This is a genomic window from Leptospira interrogans (genome assembly GCF_900156205.1).
Classification (GTDB): Bacteria; Spirochaetota; Leptospiria; order Leptospirales; family Leptospiraceae; genus Leptospira; species Leptospira interrogans.
This window is the reverse complement of sequence record NZ_FTNA01000002.1, coordinates 263,188-280,193: the sequence shown is the minus strand read 5'-3', so window position 1 is coordinate 280,193 and position 17,006 is coordinate 263,188. Positions and strand designations below refer to the sequence as shown.

15 protein-coding genes are annotated in these 17,006 nt (G+C 35.3%); 9 read left to right on the top strand and 6 right to left on the bottom strand.

Annotation, left to right across the window (positions count from 1 at the left end; translation table 11 throughout):
• Positions 1-229: 229 nt before the first annotated feature.
• Complete coding sequence (locus tag BW942_RS02825; RefSeq protein ID WP_000625956.1) at positions 230-754, bottom strand: hypothetical protein; 525 nt, start codon at positions 752-754, stop codon at positions 230-232.
• Between BW942_RS02825 and BW942_RS02820 the strand changes: the two genes are divergently transcribed.
• The 3 genes from BW942_RS02820 (at position 753) to BW942_RS02810 (ending at position 4,487) form a co-directional block, all read left to right on the top strand.
• Entirely contained in the window at positions 753-1,250 is a 498-nt protein-coding gene (locus BW942_RS02820) for a TlpA disulfide reductase family protein (RefSeq protein ID WP_000267308.1), read from the top strand. The two genes, BW942_RS02825 and BW942_RS02820, sit on opposite strands and share 2 nt — an antisense overlap.
• Before the next feature lie 416 nt (positions 1,251-1,666).
• Positions 1,667-3,712 carry an AMP-dependent synthetase/ligase gene (locus tag BW942_RS02815; RefSeq protein ID WP_000829707.1) on the top strand — a complete coding sequence of 682 codons (2,046 nt, stop codon included), beginning with the start codon at positions 1,667-1,669 and terminating at the stop codon, positions 3,710-3,712.
• Between the two features lie 94 nt (positions 3,713-3,806).
• A complete protein-coding gene (locus BW942_RS02810) occupies positions 3,807-4,487 on the top strand; it encodes an LIC11631 family protein (RefSeq protein WP_000148177.1) in 681 nt (226 codons plus the stop codon).
• On the opposite strand, the gene ptsP is transcribed toward BW942_RS02810, so the two are convergent.
• The 3 genes from ptsP to BW942_RS02795 form a co-directional block, all read right to left on the bottom strand.
• Positions 4,484-6,313, bottom strand: a complete 1,830-nt coding sequence (gene ptsP, locus BW942_RS02805; protein WP_000621271.1) for a phosphoenolpyruvate--protein phosphotransferase — start codon at positions 6,311-6,313, stop codon at positions 4,484-4,486. The genes BW942_RS02810 and ptsP overlap by 4 nt on opposite strands.
• A gap of 45 nt (positions 6,314-6,358) precedes the next feature.
• Complete coding sequence (gene lpxC / locus BW942_RS02800; RefSeq protein ID WP_000447207.1) at positions 6,359-7,372, bottom strand: UDP-3-O-acyl-N-acetylglucosamine deacetylase; 1,014 nt, start codon at positions 7,370-7,372, stop codon at positions 6,359-6,361.
• Between the two features lie 335 nt (positions 7,373-7,707).
• The gene (locus BW942_RS02795; protein WP_000194186.1) at positions 7,708-8,376 is read right to left on the bottom strand and encodes an SDR family oxidoreductase; all 669 of its coding nucleotides are present in this window, start codon (positions 8,374-8,376) and stop codon (positions 7,708-7,710) included.
• An 82-nt stretch (positions 8,377-8,458) separates the two neighbouring features.
• Here BW942_RS02795 and BW942_RS02790 point away from each other — a divergent pair, with 82 nt between their 5' ends.
• Genes BW942_RS02790 through BW942_RS02780 form a run of 3 tightly spaced genes read left to right on the top strand, consistent with a single transcriptional unit; the run spans position 8,459 to position 10,507 of the window.
• A complete protein-coding gene (locus BW942_RS02790; RefSeq protein WP_001105364.1) occupies positions 8,459-9,124 on the top strand; it encodes a TIGR00266 family protein in 666 nt (221 codons plus the stop codon).
• 15 nt (positions 9,125-9,139) lie between these two features.
• Positions 9,140-9,814: a TIGR00266 family protein gene (locus BW942_RS02785; RefSeq protein WP_001019283.1), complete on the top strand. Its 675-nt coding sequence runs from the start codon at positions 9,140-9,142 to the stop codon at positions 9,812-9,814.
• Between the two features lie 12 nt (positions 9,815-9,826).
• The gene (locus BW942_RS02780) at positions 9,827-10,507 is read left to right on the top strand and encodes a TIGR00266 family protein (RefSeq protein ID WP_000873009.1); all 681 of its coding nucleotides are present in this window, start codon (positions 9,827-9,829) and stop codon (positions 10,505-10,507) included.
• A 325-nt stretch (positions 10,508-10,832) separates the two neighbouring features.
• Here BW942_RS02780 and BW942_RS02770 read toward each other — a convergent pair whose 3' ends face one another.
• Positions 10,833-11,930 carry a DNA alkylation repair protein gene (locus BW942_RS02770; RefSeq protein ID WP_001113029.1) on the bottom strand — a complete coding sequence of 366 codons (1,098 nt, stop codon included), beginning with the start codon at positions 11,928-11,930 and terminating at the stop codon, positions 10,833-10,835.
• A gap of 483 nt (positions 11,931-12,413) precedes the next feature.
• On the opposite strand from BW942_RS02770, the gene BW942_RS21375 reads away from it, so the two are divergent.
• Entirely contained in the window at positions 12,414-12,680 is a 267-nt protein-coding gene (locus tag BW942_RS21375) for a hypothetical protein (RefSeq protein WP_154213693.1), read from the top strand.
• A 119-nt stretch (positions 12,681-12,799) separates the two neighbouring features.
• On the opposite strand, the gene BW942_RS02760 is transcribed toward BW942_RS21375, so the two are convergent.
• The gene (locus BW942_RS02760) at positions 12,800-14,110 is read right to left on the bottom strand and encodes a radical SAM protein (RefSeq protein ID WP_000454163.1); all 1,311 of its coding nucleotides are present in this window, start codon (positions 14,108-14,110) and stop codon (positions 12,800-12,802) included.
• 240 nt (positions 14,111-14,350) lie between these two features.
• Here BW942_RS02760 and BW942_RS02755 point away from each other — a divergent pair, with 240 nt between their 5' ends.
• Both BW942_RS02755 and BW942_RS02750 read left to right on the top strand, forming a co-directional pair.
• Entirely contained in the window at positions 14,351-15,685 is a 1,335-nt protein-coding gene (locus BW942_RS02755) for a PQQ-dependent sugar dehydrogenase (RefSeq protein ID WP_000486431.1), read from the top strand.
• A gap of 99 nt (positions 15,686-15,784) precedes the next feature.
• Positions 15,785-16,951 (top strand): lipoprotein LipL45, encoded by a 1,167-nt coding sequence (locus BW942_RS02750; protein WP_000714033.1) that lies wholly within the window; start codon positions 15,785-15,787, stop codon positions 16,949-16,951.
• Positions 16,952-17,006 lie beyond the last annotated feature (55 nt).

Sequence of the window (17,006 nt, the reverse complement as noted above, 5' to 3'; positions counted from 1 at the left end):
GAATTCCTTACTCCGAACTCAAGTGAGATTAATATTTTTGAGTAAAGTAGAATGGGATGAGAGTTCCCAAAAAAAATTTAAAAGAAGCCTCAATAAAACCTGAAAAAAATTGTCGTCTAATCAAGTTTTGCAGTCGTTATAAGGATACAACAGAAACAACTATTTTTATAAAGGTTGAGTTGAAAGTAAATTTTAAAAAAGTATAGCCTGTGAAATCAATTTTAAGTTTTTAAGATAAACTTAAGAACCATTTTTTCCAACCCGAAAGCCTGATCAATATACCCGAAAATTCCAAACCGACCTTAGAATTGATTTGGAGATGGATTCTTTTCAAGTCTAAAGGTTGAAGTCTTACCGAGAATTCGTCTTCCCCATTTTGAAAATGAAAAAAATCTGGAAGAAACTCTAACTTGTTTCTTTTTTTTCCATTTGTATCTGTAGAATTCAAAGGAATCAAAAAAGATTTCGAATTTTTTTTTCCCTCTAGAAAGACAATTAATTCTCCTCTTTTCCATTCTAAATTTGCTTTACAATTCGTTTCCGATAAATAAGGTTCTTTTTGTGCAGGTATAGAAATGATTCCGGAGCCTACAAATCGATCATTTTTGAGATAGGATAGGAATTCTTCAAGACCCGAGAAGTAATTGTAAAAAACAGGATTCACTGGAATGATTCCAATTTTTGCGAATGGATTTTGCTGAAAAGATTTTTTCCTTTTACTTTCTATTCGTTTTTTTGAATAAGATGAAATCATGTGGAATTTGCGTTTAATTTTTCTATTCGTTTTTTTTCTGCTATTTTCTTGTAGTCTTTCTAGGGAAGAATCGATCCTTTATCAGCTTTCTCTTTACGATTTGGATAAAAATTCTGTTTCTTTGAAAGAATATAAAGGAAAAGTTTTGCTTTTAGATATTTGGGCTTCTTGGTGTGAACCTTGTAAAGATGCGGTTCCTGTTTTGGAAAAACTTTCTAAAGACTTAAATGGCAAAAATGGGGTTTTGTTAGGAATCAATACGGAGCCCGAACTTTCCAAAGAAGAACATTTAAAAGCAGCTAAAGAATTTGGAATGACTTATCCGTTTTTTGTGGATCGCGATTTTACTTTGATTAACCAATATAAGGTAGAAGGTCAGCCTGCTTTGATTGTTTTTAGTCAGTCCGGAACTCTTCTTAAAATTCAATACGGCATTCGGGAAAAAGATTATCCTAAACTTAGAGCTAATTTTTCAAATTGGTTTTCTGCACCTTAATATATAAAATGAATTTTTCGTAAAACAACGATTTTATGTATATTTAATTTGAGAATGCAACTGTAAAATCTAGATTTGTAAGAATTCCCACACCTAACTTTTACGGAAGAATTTATTTTTAAAACGGATCGATCAATTTACACTGAAGTAATGAAAAATTTTGGAATTCAAAAAAGAGCCACAAATTTCCGTTTGTAAAACAAATACATAGATAAAATATTTTTCTCATACATCGATTTTGGATTTGTATATTATATAACGATTCAAATAAAAAGAGAACCTTCTCAAAAGCATTTTGAAAAAAAGGGTTTATTTCTTAGGTTCCCTATTTACCTTTGAATCCTTGCCGACAAAGATCTTTGTCGGAATTCCTAAGTTTTAATAATGAAAGATACCAGGAGTTAAATGAAGTTTAAATGGCGGAAAACTTAGCGCAGCTATTTCGTGAATCCGCGGAAAAATACAGAGATTTACCTGCTTTTTTTTCCAAGGATTCTAAAAAAAATTATTATCCAACGACTTACAGTCAATTGTATGAACAGGGAATTCAACTTGCAGAGGCTTTGATTGAATTGGGTGTTCAACAAAAACAAAAAGTTGGTTTGTTGGCAGACAATCGGATCGAATGGATCATCGCTGATTACGGTGTGATTCTTACGGGTGCGGCCAATGTCCCTCGTGGAACGGATATTACAGATTCTGAAATCGTCTATATTCTTAATCATTCAGAAGTGGAAGTTGTTTTTATCGAAAACGATAAAATGTTAGAAAAATTTAACAGAAACAAGTCTCAGCTTACAAACGTAAAAACGTTGATTATGATGGACCCTACGAGTAACTCTCCTGGAGTCTTGAAAATGCAGGAACTAATTGAAAAGGGAAAAGCACTTCGCGCCGGTGGATCTAAAAAGGCGGAAGAAAGAATTACTGCAATTGATCCGGAAGACCTTTTTACGTTGATTTATACTTCTGGAACGACTGGGCTTCCCAAAGGAGTTATGCTCAAACATTCCAACATGATGCATCAGGTAAACTACGTAAGTCCTATGTTGGATATCAAAGCAGGTGCTCGTCTTCTATCGATTCTTCCAATTTGGCACGTGTTTGAAAGAGTAGTAGAGTATGTTTGTATTGGCCTAGGTGCGGCTACCTATTACACAAACGTAAGAGATCTTCGTCAGGATTTGGCTACGGTAAAACCTACTTTTATGGGTTCTGCACCAAGACTTTGGGAAAATATCTACAACGGAATTTATACAAGAATCAATGATCCGGCTCAAACTCCAGCGCTTCGTAGAGGGCTTTTTAAACTTGCGTATTTCTTTTCTAGAAAGAAAAATCAGGCGCTTCGTTTTTTAAAAGGAATCGAAGTGGATTATACAGGAAGAAATCCGATCGTATCTTTCTTTTATGGAATTCTAATGTTCTTTCAGTTCCTACTAACCGGACCGTTTACTCTAACAGTTTTGGCGGGAGCATTAGGTGCTTATTTTGCTGGAACCGAATTGTATTTCTTGACATCTCCTTTTTACACTGTTGCTGGTTTGGCGCTTGTTTTGAATAGTTTTACCTTAGATAAAGTCGTTCTTGCTAAAATCAGAGCTGCTACAGGCGGACAATTGGAAGCTTCCATTTCTGGAGGAGGCGCACTTCCAAGACATGTGGATGAATTTTTCGGAAATATCGGGATCAACGTATTGGAAGGTTATGGAATGACGGAGACTTCTCCCGTTATTTCCGTGAGAACTTTTGAGAAACTGATTATTGGTTCTGTGGGTGTAATCGTTCCTAAGACGAGACTTCAAATTCGTAACGATAACAATGCAGTTTTAACTGAAATAGACGAAAGTGGAAATATCACTCAAGGTAAAATGGGACTGAAAGGAGTGGTTTTTATTAAAGGGCCTCAAGTTATGAAAGGTTATTTTAAAAATGAAGAAGCCACTTCTAAAGCGATTTCAGACGGTTGGATGAACACCGGTGATATGGGTATGATCAATTTCAAAAAGACTCTGACTCTTACTGGTCGTGCAAAAGATACCGTAGTGCTTCTTGGAGGGGAGAACGTAGAGCCGGTTCCGATCGAAAATAAACTTCAAGAATCTGCATATATCAGTCAGTGTATGGTAATTGGTCAGGATCAAAAGAATTTAGGGGCTATTGTAGTTCCAGACTTCGAAAAACTTCAGGAATGGGCAAAAGAAAACGGAATTAACGAATCTAACAACGAGAAGTTGATTGAAAATCCGAAAATTTACGATCTTTACAGAAAAGAAATCAAAGCTTTAAACAATACTAAGAATGGATTCAAATCTTTTGAGCAAGTGACTCCTTTCATTTTGATTTCTAAACCTTTTGAAGTTGGAGATGAACTCAATAATATGATGAAAATGAAACGTCATGTGATCACTGAAAAATACAGCGATAAGATTAAAAAAATCTATTCTACGAATCAAGATTAGAATTTTCTAATTTTTAATTTCCTTTTGAAAGCCGACTCAAGGTCGGCTTTTTTTATTTCTTCTGAGAATTTGTCGTCGGACCGATAAAATTTGTATGACCGGCACACAAAAAACCCAAAAACATTCCGTATTTTCACCTTCTGGACACGGAGATTTATATGCCCTCGATAATTTATATTTTTCTCCCTTGAGAGAGAATGAGGTTTGGGATTTTTCCAAATTGGTTCAATTTTCTCCATTCAATTTGGGTTTTTTTTGTATGAGAGCTGCATTATCGGTTCGTTGTGAGCAAAAAATTATTGCACAAGGATTCAGTCCAGGATTTGTTCTGGGGCTTTCCAAAATTGATGAATTTGAACATTTAAATTTATTTCAGACTAAGGGTTTTATTCCGAAAGTTTTTGGAAAAGAATTTCCTATGAAAATAAATTCTACAATTCATCCAATTTTGAATCCAGTTCTTGCTACGTATGAAAAAATGTTATTTGAAGAATGGAATCCGCAAGCGTTTGCCCTAGAAGGCCATTTTGAGAATCGGGAAATTTTAATAACGGGGGTTGTTCTTCCGGAAGAGGAGAAGAATCTTCCAAAACTTTTAAAACATCTGATACAACTTCTTTCTGGAAAGTCCGGAAAATTTTATTTAAGAACTGGGAAACATTCCTATCTCTGTTTAAAAAAAGAAAAAGAAAGTTTGGGACCTGTTTTTTTTCAAGGAAAGGAAAGAATTTGGGATTCCTTTGTGTTTTTAATATTAGAAATCGAAAAGTTTTAGCTTAGATGTTTGCTAAAAAGGAATGCTTCAATACTTTCATAATTTTCTTGTTCGGAAAGTTCTAGAATTTTTCTTACCAAGATTCCTGCTTGATGCAGCGAAATCGATCGAATGATTTTTCGAATTGGACTTAAAAAAGGAATTGAAACCGAAAGTTCACGGATGCCAATACCAACTAAAAAAATGGTAAAATCAGTATCTGATGCAAGTTCTCCACAAAGACTTAGGGGTTTGTCGTAATCCCTAGAAACTTCCACGATTCGAATCAAAGCTCTTAAAAAAGAAATATGATATGGATTATATAAAGAAGAAACGTGAATATTGTTTCTATCTACTGCCATGATATATTGAAGTAGATCGTTTGTTCCTATAGAAAAAAAATCCGCTTCTCTTGCGATTAGATCTAAGGCCGCAACTGCAGCAGGGGTTTCAATCATGGCACCGATTTTAATTTTTTTATTATATCTTTCTTTTTTTGCGCTCAATTTGCGTTTACATTCTTCTAAAAGTTTTCGTGTGCGAGTAATTTCTACGGGACCAGTGATCATAGGTAGTAATATACTTACATTTCCAAAAGCAGATGCTCGCAAAATTGCCGTTAGTTGTTCAGAATACCATTCTGGATTGGATAAAGAATATCTTATCCCTCGATTTCCTAAAAAAGGATTTTCTTCTAATTCTCCTGTTGAAAATTTATCGGCTCCAATGTCAAAGGTACGAATAATTACTGGTTTGTCCTGCATTCCTTCTGCAATTGCTTTATAAGCAAGGAACTGTTCTTCTCCAGAAACGTTACTATCCTGATATTTTAAAAATAAAGACTCACTTCTAAAAAGTCCTACCCCTTCCGCTCCGGACTTGATCGCTTGTTCACAATCTAATTCTGTTTCTAAATTACATTTGATCCTAACTCTGATTCCGTCCTTAGTTATCGCCCTTATCTTTTTGGTTTCATTTTCTTCTGTGGGGTAGGAAGAAGAGAATCCGTAGTATTTTACTTCTTCAAGAGTGGGAAAACGAATCGCGTTTCCGGATTCTGCGTCTAAAAAGATGAATTCGTTGTCTTTGACATGAGAGGAAAAATCTTTCAATCCTACGATTGTAGGGATTCCGTAGTTTCTGGCTAAAATAGCCATGTGTCCGGTTTTTCCGCCTAGATCAGTTGCGATTCCACGGATACGAGTTTTATCCATGAGAATCATCTGTGAAGGTGTAAGTTCTCTTGCGACTAAGATTAAATCTTCTTTTAAACCGGATAAAAAAGAATCTTCTTCTTTTTTACCTGCGATAAATTCAATCAGTCGATTGGAAACATCTTGAAAATGATCTACCCTTTCTCGGAAAAATTCATTTTCCATGGCTTTGAATTTTTCAGAAATTTCATGGGTAACGTTTTGAACCGCTAGGATTGCATTTTCTCCAAGTTCTAGAATTCTTTTTCGAACCGAGGTGGCAAGGCTAGGATCCGAACAAATCATAGCCTGTGTTTCTAAAATCTCTTGGATTTCTTTTTGATCTGGTCCAGAGGTTTCCAGAGACGTAATCAAAATTCTTAAGCTGTGAAGACTTTCTTCTAAAGCGACAGAGAACTTTTCTACTTCAGCTTCTTTTTCGGATTCGTGAACGTAGGTTCCTGTGAGAATGGTATTCCTTCTCTTTCCGGTTTTTAAGACCTTACCGTATAGTTTTCCCGGAAAGGCTGTAATTCCAGGAAAAGCTGTACGTTTGGAAGGAATCATTCTAAAACGAGTTTCAAACTCGACTACAGAATTCACCAAAAGAAGAATCTGACAATTCTTTTCTGAGTCAAAAATAGAACGAATCAAAAAGACTCAGATTTGACCGAAATTGAAATTACTAAATGAAAACGTTTAAACGACGACTGCTTTTCTTTTGAATAGTGGGATTCTACGACTTTTATATTTACTGATTTCGTCTCCAGTGACATTGCTCATCACCAATTTAGCCATAGAAATATCCAGCGCGTGCCCTGCTTTAGAAGCCAGATAATGTCCTATGATAGGACGACCGGCGATGGAAATATCTCCAAAAAGATCTAAGATTTTATGACGAACACATTCATTTTCAAAACGGAGTTGTTGGTTTAGATAACCGTCTTGAGTGAGTACAATTGCGTTGTCTAAAGAGCCGCCCATAGCAAGTCCTCTGGCTTGAAGTGCTTCTACGTCTTTTAAAAAACCAAAAGTCCTTGCAGGTAGAATCTCTTGTTTGATTTTTTCTCTGTCTAAAGAGACAGTGATACTTTGTCCTTTGAGTAGAGGGTGATTGAAATCTATCGTATAGGTTACTTTGAGTTCGTCACTTGGAAGTAAAACCAGATATTTGTCACCGTCTACAACCCAGAGAGGACTTTGAATATAAATGGGTTCTACAATTTCGGGATATTCTATGATTCCAGCTGATTCAAGTGCTTGTAAAAAAGGAAGAGAAGAACCGTCCATGATCGGAACTTCTACTGCGTCTATTTCCAGAATTAAATCTGTCAAACCGAGCGCATAGACCGCAGCTAAAAGATGTTCCACGGTTTGGATTTTATGAATTCCGTCTCCTAATGTGGTCGCGTTGCTGGTATCTACTACATTGCTGAGTTCTGCCGAAATGGATGCTTTTTCTAAACCTTTTCGATATTCAAAAACAATTCCTGTTCCGGATGGAGCTGGATGGGCGGTTAGATTGACTTCTTTGCCGGAATGAAGTCCAATTCCTTTGATTCTAACTGTGTCTTGTATTGATCTTCTATATAGAATTTCTTTCATAGTTTTAAATTCTCGATTTCCAATAACGTCCCATCTAAAAGACGGTCTATTTAGAATTCGAAGTTCGTTTTTAACTCTGTTTTTAGAGAGAAAATCGAAAGTCTCCATTTACTATTAAGCAAACTCTATGCCAAAAGATCTATGAAAATTGGTTTTTTAAGGTGTTTTAACTCATTGATTTGGGCCCAATCCGACATAATTTAGGTTCCATTTCTTTTATTCTGTCTCATTTTTACAACTGTGTAGCTCAAGGACCACAGGTTATAGTCTCATTACATTGACTTGGATTTTACCAAGTCAAACCAAGAATTTGAATAGTGGGTTCTTTGAAACGATTCCAAAATATAAATTTCTAATTCTTAAAATCGGATCTAAATTGTGGGAACTCCATCAGCAAAGTATTGATTTCTATGAAATCTTGAAATTGTAAGAGTTCCCACAATTTACCAAGGAAGTTCTTCTCCATTTTGATGAAAAAACTTTCCGGAGTTTTGTAAATTTAAGGATTCAATTCGTTTAATTAAACCTTCAACGCTTTCGGTTATAGAGATTCCTTGTCCACCACTCATTCGAGTTGCCACCATTCCAGGGTGAAAGATTCCTACTGAAATTCCCCGAGGACTTAAATCCTTGGCTAAACTGACTGCGATTGCGTTCAGTGCGGCTTTGGAAGCGCGGTATCCGTAATAAGAGCCGGAGTTATTGTCTGCGATCGAGCCCATTCTACTCGTTAAGAAGATTAACTTTGCATTTTTTTTCAAAGAAGAAAGTAAAACCTTTACTACCTTCAGAGGCCCTAACGCGTTTACTAAAAATTGAGTAAAAACGTTTTCTTCGTCTAAACTTTGTAAGTTGTCTGGAATTAATATTCCAGCGTTATTGATAAGTATATCTATCTTTGTATCTAAAAGTTTAGAAGGTAGATCTCGGATCGAGTTAGAATTTAAAACGTCCATACCTTCAAAGATACGAGTCGGTTTTAAGTGAATTAGTTCAGAAGAAGATTTTCTACACAGAGCAAAAACTTGATCTCCCTGAGAAAGAAATTGTTTGGTAAGTTCCAAACCGATTCCTCGATTAGAGCCGGTAATTAAAATGTTTCTTTGAGTCATATTCTAAACTTAACTATATGGATTTGTTCTAAAAGTACTTTTCGATTGACGTTTAGCTCAATTTATTTACATTACTGCTTCTATGAATTACGAGATCATTCACAAACCTTCGTATTCTTTTTTAAAAGTAAAACTATCACCTGGCCAAACCATCAAAGCAGAATCAGGCGCTATGGTTTATATGACTCCCGGAATTGATGTCGAAACAAAAATGGGGAGCGGTTTTTTATCTGCAATCTCTAGAAGATTTTTTGGCGGAGAATCTTTTTTCTTTAACGTTTTTAAAGCTTCCGTAACGGGAGGAGAAATCGGACTCGCTCCTGAACTTCCGGGTGACGTAGTAGGAATTGATCTTACAGATACGGGACTTATTGTGGAATCGGGCGCATATTTAGCATCGGATGAAACGATTTCGATAAAACCTATGTTTGGAGGAATTCGTTCCTTCTTTGGTGGAGAAGGAATTTTTCTTTTAGAAGCGTTTGGAAATGGAAAATTATTTTTAAATGCATACGGTGGAATCATACCGATAGACGTTCAAGGATCTTATACAATAGACACGGGGCATATAGTTGCATTCGATAAAAGTCTTCAGTATAAAATTGCAAAGGCGGGAGGAAGTTGGAAGTCCACTTTTTTCGGAGGAGAAGGATTAGTTATGGAATTTACCGGTCATGGAAGGGTTTTGATTCAAACAAGAGTCCCTTCTGGATTTTTATCTTGGCTTACTGCTCTTCTTCCTAATTAATAAAAAAGGAATATTATGAATATTGAAATTATTAGCAAACCGTCTTATAGTTTTGCAAAGGTTCTTTTAAATGGAGGAGAATCGATCAAAGCGGAATCCGGTTCTATGATGTCTATGAGTTCTGGAATTACGATTCAAACTCATAAAGCACAACAAGGCGGATTTTTTAAAAGTTTAAAAGTAGCTTTTTTAGGCGGAGAATCTTTTTGGATGAATACTTTTACTGCTTCTTCTGGAAACGGAGAAGTATTACTCGCACCAACTCTTCCGGGAGACGTGGAAAGAATAGAATTATCTGGAACGGTTTATGTACAGTCCAGTTCTTTTCTTGCATCTTCACCGAACATTGAAATGGATACAAAGTTTCAAGGACTCAAAGGGTTTATCAGTGGAGAATCTCTATTTTTTCTTAGACTTTCAGGAAACGGTTTTCTTTTAATTTCGAGTTACGGTGGAATAGACGTTTTAAACGTAGACGGAGAAATGATCGTAGACACTGGACATATCGTAGCCTTTGAAGAAGGTTTAAACTACGAGATGACTAAGTTTGGGGGTTGGAAGTCTTTCTTTTTAGGTGGAGAGGGATTTGTGGCCCGTTTTAAAGGAAAAGGAAAGGTTTGGATTCAGTCTAGAAACGTTCCTTCTTTAGGAAGTTGGTTTAGAAACCAACTTCCTCCGATTAAAAGATAAGGGAGAAAAATCTTGAAATACGAAATATTATTAAAACCTGATTTTCCAATTGTTCAAGTTCAGTTGAATGATGGAGAATCGATACGCGCGGAATCGGGTGCGATGGTTGCAATGAGTCCCACTGTCAAAATGATTACAAAAGCAGAAGGTGGAGTTTTTGCTTCCGCAAAACGCGCGTTATTGGGTGGTGAGTCTTTTTTTCAAAATACATTTAAATCGGAAGGTGGAACCGGAACTCTTTTTTTGACAAGCGCAACTCAAGGAGATATTGAATATCGTAAAATGAACGGAGAAGATCTGATCCTAAGCCGAGGAGCTTATGTGGCTGGCTCTGAATCTATTACGATTGATAGTAAATGGGGAGGATTTAAAGGTTTTTTTTCCGGGGAAGGTTTGTTCTTTTTAAAAGTTGGTGGAACTGGGGATTTATTTTTTTCGAGTTTTGGCGCGATTCATACGATTGACGTAAACGGGCAATATGTGGTGGACACTGGGCATATCGTAGGGTTTGAAGGAACTTTGGATTATACGATTCAAAAAGTAGGGGGATTGAAGTCTCTTTTTCTTAGTGGAGAAGGTTTAGTAGCGGTGTTTTCCGGAAGCGGTAAATTATACATTCAATCTAGAAATCAAAATTCGTTTGTATCTTGGGCCAATCAATGGAGAAGAGTGGAAAAATCTTCTTCTGACTGATTTTACTCAGAACTATAAAATACATCCAATCATTTAACTTCAATCCTGTGAAATTCTGCGTAAGAAAAAAAATTGTAGGAACTCATACTTTTAGAAATTTTTTTTTCAGACGAACTGACTAAAATAGAATTTAAATTTTGATAATGGCCGCAAAACAACGGTTTTGTGCAAAAATCGGATGGACGATGATTCTTTTGGTATTTCATAGTTCCCACAATTTTCAAAGTTTAATAAATACACCATTTATGAGAGTTCCCACATTTATTTTTTTACGAAAAAATTGATTTAGGATAAAACGGATTTTTTACACCTAACAAATATTAGATTAGACGATTACCTGAAAATCAGTTTTGGATTTCAAATTTCCGTTGATATATATTTCCAAAACGTGTTTTCCAGAAATGTGAACTCTGGTTGTCATCTGTTTAAAAGATTGTTTTTTTTGATAAGAAGTTGATTCGTTAGGTTGAAAAAGTCGTTCTTCTACTTGAAAAACTTTTTTGGAAGTTTTTCCGGAAATTTTTGCGTATTGAATTTTATATTCGATCCTAAGACGGGTTTGTTTTGATTGTTCTGATCGTACGGTAAAGCTGAAAAAAAGGTCTTCTCCGATTTTGACAGTTTTAGATTTTAATTTTAGATTTGAAATTTTTACTTTTACATCGGAATCAAACTTGAAAATTGCAAGAGCTTTTGAATTTCCAGATTTTAAAAGACCGCGTAACGCATGTTTTAAAAGTAGATCTCTTTCTTTTGAAAAGCCTATCCATTGTTGTGCGATTTTTAAAACTAAATCTGGATGATCTTTGGAAATATCGTTTAAATGATTTGCCACACTTCTTCTTACAACTTCATCTTTGTCGTCTTTTAAGTTTTCCAGTATTGGAAGTGTTTTTTCAGGATCTTGTTTTAAACCTGGAATCCCCATTCCCCAGGGTAGTCTTGGTCTACTTCCTTCAGAGGACAATCTGCGAACGCCTGGATGTTCATGAGAAGACCATTCCAACATCTGTTTCCAAGTGAGTTCTGGATGTCGGATTAAAAAAGGACGAATTGAAAATTCACAAGAGATTAATTTCGTAATTCTTTCTATTGCTTGCATTGATTTTTTAGGATAATCGATCCCAAGTATTTCAACTACGTCTCCCAAAAAAATTGTAAGAAAGATTTCTTTTCCCTCAAAGGATTTTTCAAGAGAATCCGTAATTTTGAGCAGACTTTGGGGAAACGGTTTTGGTAATACTTCTGCTAAAACTTCTCCTATTCTTCGAATCCTTTGTTTTAGTTCGAGTTGTTTCCAATCTTTTTGTTTGAATTTTTGAATCCATTCTTTCTCAGAAATGGAAGGAATTTCTTTCGAAAAAGAAATTGCAATTCGTTCTAACACATTTTTTGAATATAAATCTTTGAGTAAATCAGGCATAAAAGGATTCAAAAGGTATTAAATATTCATAAAATTCTTCTCTTTTACAAATGCAATCGTTTTGTTTTACTACTTAGAAATATATAACAGAGTACATAATATTTTGCACTCAAATAGTTCTTTATGGCGAAAATTTCTGATACCCAATTTTATAGAGATTGATAAATTCTATAACATGAGTTGTTTAAAACGATTCGTCTGATACAAAAATTTAAGAAATCTTTTCGATATAAATTACTGATTTCTATAAAATTGAGTACCGTTAATTTTATCACAAAACGCTGATTCCATACAAATATTAGGTACTTTATTATATAGTTATAAATAGTAGTATCAAAAACTTTCGTTTATTTTAAAAATTCAGATAATAAAGTTAATAGCTGATTTGTTTTTTCGTTAATTTGGGGTTTATCAGGGAAATTCCCTATAGACACTTTCATTAAATCCGATAGAATTTAATTTCTTAGGAAACGTTCTATAACAATGAATGCAAAATTTTTATTATTGGGATTATTCTTATCTTTAAATTGTTATACAGGACCTTATCGATATTACGATGATTGTTCCTTACAGTATTCTATCGATTGTGGTCGGAATTTCGATTACAGAAATCGCTCGGGGTATTATCCATATCGAAATCATTCTAATTACTACAAGGTGATAAATAATGGCAGATATAGGCATAATCCTTTTTACGTGCCTTCGGGTAGGTTTCATAATTTCGGAAGACCTTCTAAGTGGAAATTTTAAAAATCCGTTCTTAGTAGATAAAAAACGATATAGAGTATTCAAATTTATGAATGTTTTTAAGTTTAGAATTTGTTCCAAGATTTAATCTTAAATTTTACTGGGAGCAGGTTTGTTTATTTTCAATTTCTTCCAGAGTATCCGATTACGTCCATAAAAGCGGAAACGGAAAAAACAGCTTTTCCGGGGCCTGGCTCACCGTAACCTGGTGGAATCGGTAAATTATATTTTTCGAATGTAGCTTTCCATACAGTCAGAAGTTCACAGAAATATTCTAAAGGTGGGCCTGCCTGTGTTCCTAACGTTGTATAGGGTTCGGGACACCAAGCTGTAAATCGAGGCATGATTCCTTTCGACATAAAAAAATCTAAACCCTCTCTTGTAGAGGTGATTGCTTCTGCGACGGTTGAAAATCCGTAAGGTTTGGAAAGTTCTACTCCACCTACAAAGTTTGGAATTACATAAGAAGGACCGAACACTTCTGCAGAATCTACAACTCTTCGAATCCAATTGTCTCTTCCTATATAAGCTTCCTTACCGGGACAGATTTTTTGAAATAGATTTTTGTCCCAGACTTCATAGTTAGGATGGTAAACTTGGATTCCTGCTTCTTTAAATTTTTTACAATCTTCTATCTCCCATGCCTGAGAAACGATTTTACCCATCCATCTTCCAGGAAATTTGGATTCGATTGCAGTTGCATAGTCTAGATAAAAATCGATTTCATTTTTTTTCTTTAAGGAAGTAATTACACTCCCACCGGTAATTGTATAAACTTTTGCTGTATGGTCTTCTGAATCGATCCAAGATAAAACTTCTAAAATATCTTCTATATCTTTAACACCAGTGTAAGGACGCCCCGCGTTTTTTTGCTGACGATAGTTGTGATTGATATCACAGTAAGCACATTCTTCTTCTTTACCAAAATACTGACAGTTTCTAAAAACTGTGAGATAGATTAAATAACCCCATTCGATTACAGGTGCAATTTCTCCTGGGATTTTTCCGTTTTTAGTTTTATGACGATACCAAGCGGGAAGTGGAGGAAATTCCAAATTTCCTAAAAACGTTTCTCCAAGATAAAGAACTGGTTTTCCATCTGAGGACTTTTTTACTTTATACGGTGAACTTGGATTATTTCGAGTGGAGATTACCGTAGGAAGCAGATCAAAATGACCACCTGAGACTTTAATTTCTTCGGGAGCTTTTACGTCTCCTAATTCGGAAAGAGGAATATGATCAAAAGAGAATATAAAATAATCTTTGGTTTTGTACGGATCGGTTACTTCAAAAACTTCTTTGAGAAAATGAATTCCTTGTCTAAGAATATCTTGTTTAACGATCGCTTCGATTGGAATGGATTTGTATTTTTTTTCCATTTCTTCCAGAAGCGAAATAGTAGAAATTTGGCGGACTGAATTTGTAACTTCCATCTCGATTCTACATTTTTTTCCGAAGATACTGAAATGACACGCAGTTTTTAAGGGCTTTTTTAGGGATCTCTATAAAATTGAGTACTTCAAATTTTTGTCGTAAAACTCTATTCTAGAATAAAAGATTAAGTATTGTTCTGAGTTTTTACATTTTTAAAAAATACTTTAAAACTCTCGAAATGAAAACTCGTTTCTAAATTCAAATTGACTCATAAATAGAAAAAATTGCAAATCAGTATCATGTTTCAGATTCGTGATATTTGTTCTATTTTTTTAAGAATCTATTTTTATCGATTTTGTCGGTTAGAATGGATCTTGTTGTTAGTGTCTAAGTTGTTCTCACTTTTTTGCAATCTTGAAAATTTTATAACTCGTTTTATTCGATTGTATTCTTGTATTTTTTTATTCAGAGTTCTTTTGACGATTGGAGTCGTTCTTATACTTGATTCCCCATTGACCGCAGATAAGAAACAACCTAGAAGAAATGTTATAAAGACAAAAGTTGAATCGATTGGATATGTCTCGGTTGCAGATGGATTTCAAGAACCAACGGATATTCAATTTTTTCCCGGAGATCCAAAACGAATGATCATTTTGGAAAAAAGAGGAAAGTTGATAGAGGTTGATTTAACTACAAAGGTCAAGACTCTCAGAGCTGATTTTACGGGTCAGATAGAGACTCGTTCAGAAGAAGGGCTTTTAGGTCTTGCATTTTCTCCGGATTTTCAAACAGATTCTAAATTTTTTGTAAATGTAATCGTAAAAGAAGGAGGAAAGGATTATTCTAAAATTTTAGAATTTGAGTGGAAAGAGCATTTAGTTCAAAAAATTGAACATTCCAAAAGAATGATATTAAAGTTGGAACAACCTTATTCGAATCATAACGGAGGACAACTTGCGTTTGGTCCGGATCGAAAACTATATATAGGTTTTGGAGACGGGGGAGGAGCAAACGATCCATATAAAAACGGACAAAATCCAGGTACATTTTTAGGAAAATTATTACGAATTCTTCCCAATCCTCATGCTGCAGGAGCCGCTTATAAGGTTCCGGAAGACAATCCATTTGTACATCACCCCGGTTTTTTACCTGAAATTTGGAGTTACGGCTTTCGAAATCCTTGGAGATTTTCTTTTGATAAACTTACCGGTGAACTGTATGTAGCCGATGTAGGACAAAACGAATTTGAGGAAATCGATCTGATCCAGAAGGGAGGTAATTACGGTTGGAACATTCGAGAAGGATTTCATTGTTTTAAAAAAAATCCAGGTTGTGTAGATAATTTTTTGATCGATCCAATTCATGAATATTCCAGAGAAGAGGGGCAATCGATTACGGGTGGTTATGTGTATAGAGGAAAGGAAATCCCGAAACTTGTAGGTTCTTATCTATATGGAGATTTTGTAACTGGTAAAATTTGGGCTTTAAAACAAAAAAATGGTAAAAAAATTTCCAATGAATTAGTTATACAAGTTCCGTTTCAAATTAGTACTTTTGGTCAAGATATATCCGGAGAGGTATATTTTACCGACTTTGGTTCAGGAAATATCTTTCGTATAGCAAAAAAAAATTGAAAGATTTGCGAAAAATGATTCTATTGCTTGTTGAGAAACAATAGATAGAGGCTGCCCCACCGCAGTCCTGTTATCAATCCAATCTTAAGGAAAATGGGTATGAAGAAGTTCTTAATCGTTTTCTCAAGCGTATTGACCACTGGTCTTCTCGTGTTTAACGCTTGTAAGAAACCTACCGAAAGTTCCAAGGCAGCCGCTACTAAAGGAAATAGTCCTTCCGCCGTTGTTGTGTTTAGCGTAGGAGAAGCTAAAATTCTTCACGCAGATCTAACCGAAGAAAAAGCTGCTTTAGGTGCAAGTTTGAAAACTGGAGACAAAGTCAGTACCAAACAAAAGTCCAAAGTTGATATTCAATTTGCAGACGGATCTGCAATTCGAATCTCCGAAAATTCAGTCATCGATTTTGATGCACTTTCTATCAATTCTCATGGAAATTCCGATACAAGACTTGCACTTGTTTCCGGAAAAGTTTTTGCAAAAGTCAACAAGGCTTCGAAAGAAGATCAGTTTTCAGTGGTCACTCCAACTGCGATCGCTGGTGTTAGAGGAACTTCCTTTATCGTAGACAGATCTAAATCTGACAAAGCGGTTGTGAAAGTTTTAGAAGGAGCAGTCGCAGTGGCTCCACGAGTTGTGGTTTTGGAAGGATTGAGCGATGAAGAAATTGCAAAGGATGAAGATCTGAAAAAAATTCAGCAGACCGTTGCTTCTTCAGAGATTGTTTTGGAAAAAAACCAGGCTTCCGTAGTAAAAGCGGATGAAAAATCTTTAGATGTAAAAGATACTTCTAAAATCAGTGAAAAGAATATTACCGGCGTTGTGAAAAAGCTGGATAATTCTGGAATTTCTAAGAAAGAAGAGGAAGAGATCCGTACGATTGTAACCGTAGATAAAGACACTACGGAAAAGATGGTTCGGCTAAACGAAGAATCTTCAGGGAAAGTTGACGAACAAAAAGCAGCCGTTTTAGAGGCTGAGAGAAAAAAATTAGAAAGCGAAGTAGCAGCTCGTCAAGAAGAAGAGGCTAAGAAATTCAAACAAGTATTGATTTCTGCTCCTAAAGAACTGAAGTCCAGCAAAGACATAGTAAACTATTATGAAAGAATCGAGAAGATTATTATGATGGATGGATCTTCTATGATTGGTGCTATTGTAGATCAGCAAGGATCAACAATGATTGTTCATACAGAACAGGGGATCAAAAAGATCAATCAAGCAGATGTTCAAGAAGTAATTTATGACTTCCAAACAAAAGCTAAATTCTGATAGCAGAGACTGAAATTTACTCTGGTGGAAAAAACCCGGGTTTTTACGCCCGGGT

Coding starts and splice junctions, on each gene's coding strand:
- BW942_RS02825 (WP_000625956.1), bottom strand. CDS start 754: ATGATTTCATCTTATTCAAAAAAACGAATAGAAAGTAAAAGGAAAAAA.
- BW942_RS02760 (WP_000454163.1), bottom strand. CDS start 14,110: ATGGAAGTTACAAATTCAGTCCGCCAAATTTCTACTATTTCGCTTCTG.
- BW942_RS02750 (WP_000714033.1), top strand. CDS start 15,785: ATGAAGAAGTTCTTAATCGTTTTCTCAAGCGTATTGACCACTGGTCTT.
- BW942_RS02810 (WP_000148177.1), top strand. CDS start 3,807: ATGACCGGCACACAAAAAACCCAAAAACATTCCGTATTTTCACCTTCT.
- BW942_RS02790 (WP_001105364.1), top strand. CDS start 8,459: ATGAATTACGAGATCATTCACAAACCTTCGTATTCTTTTTTAAAAGTA.
- BW942_RS02795 (WP_000194186.1), bottom strand. CDS start 8,376: ATGACTCAAAGAAACATTTTAATTACCGGCTCTAATCGAGGAATCGGT.
- BW942_RS02785 (WP_001019283.1), top strand. CDS start 9,140: ATGAATATTGAAATTATTAGCAAACCGTCTTATAGTTTTGCAAAGGTT.
- BW942_RS02820 (WP_000267308.1), top strand. CDS start 753: ATGTGGAATTTGCGTTTAATTTTTCTATTCGTTTTTTTTCTGCTATTT.
- BW942_RS02755 (WP_000486431.1), top strand. CDS start 14,351: ATGTTTCAGATTCGTGATATTTGTTCTATTTTTTTAAGAATCTATTTT.
- BW942_RS02815 (WP_000829707.1), top strand. CDS start 1,667: ATGGCGGAAAACTTAGCGCAGCTATTTCGTGAATCCGCGGAAAAATAC.
- BW942_RS02770 (WP_001113029.1), bottom strand. CDS start 11,930: ATGCCTGATTTACTCAAAGATTTATATTCAAAAAATGTGTTAGAACGA.
- lpxC (WP_000447207.1), bottom strand. CDS start 7,372: ATGGAGACTTTCGATTTTCTCTCTAAAAACAGAGTTAAAAACGAACTT.
- BW942_RS21375 (WP_154213693.1), top strand. CDS start 12,414: ATGAATGCAAAATTTTTATTATTGGGATTATTCTTATCTTTAAATTGT.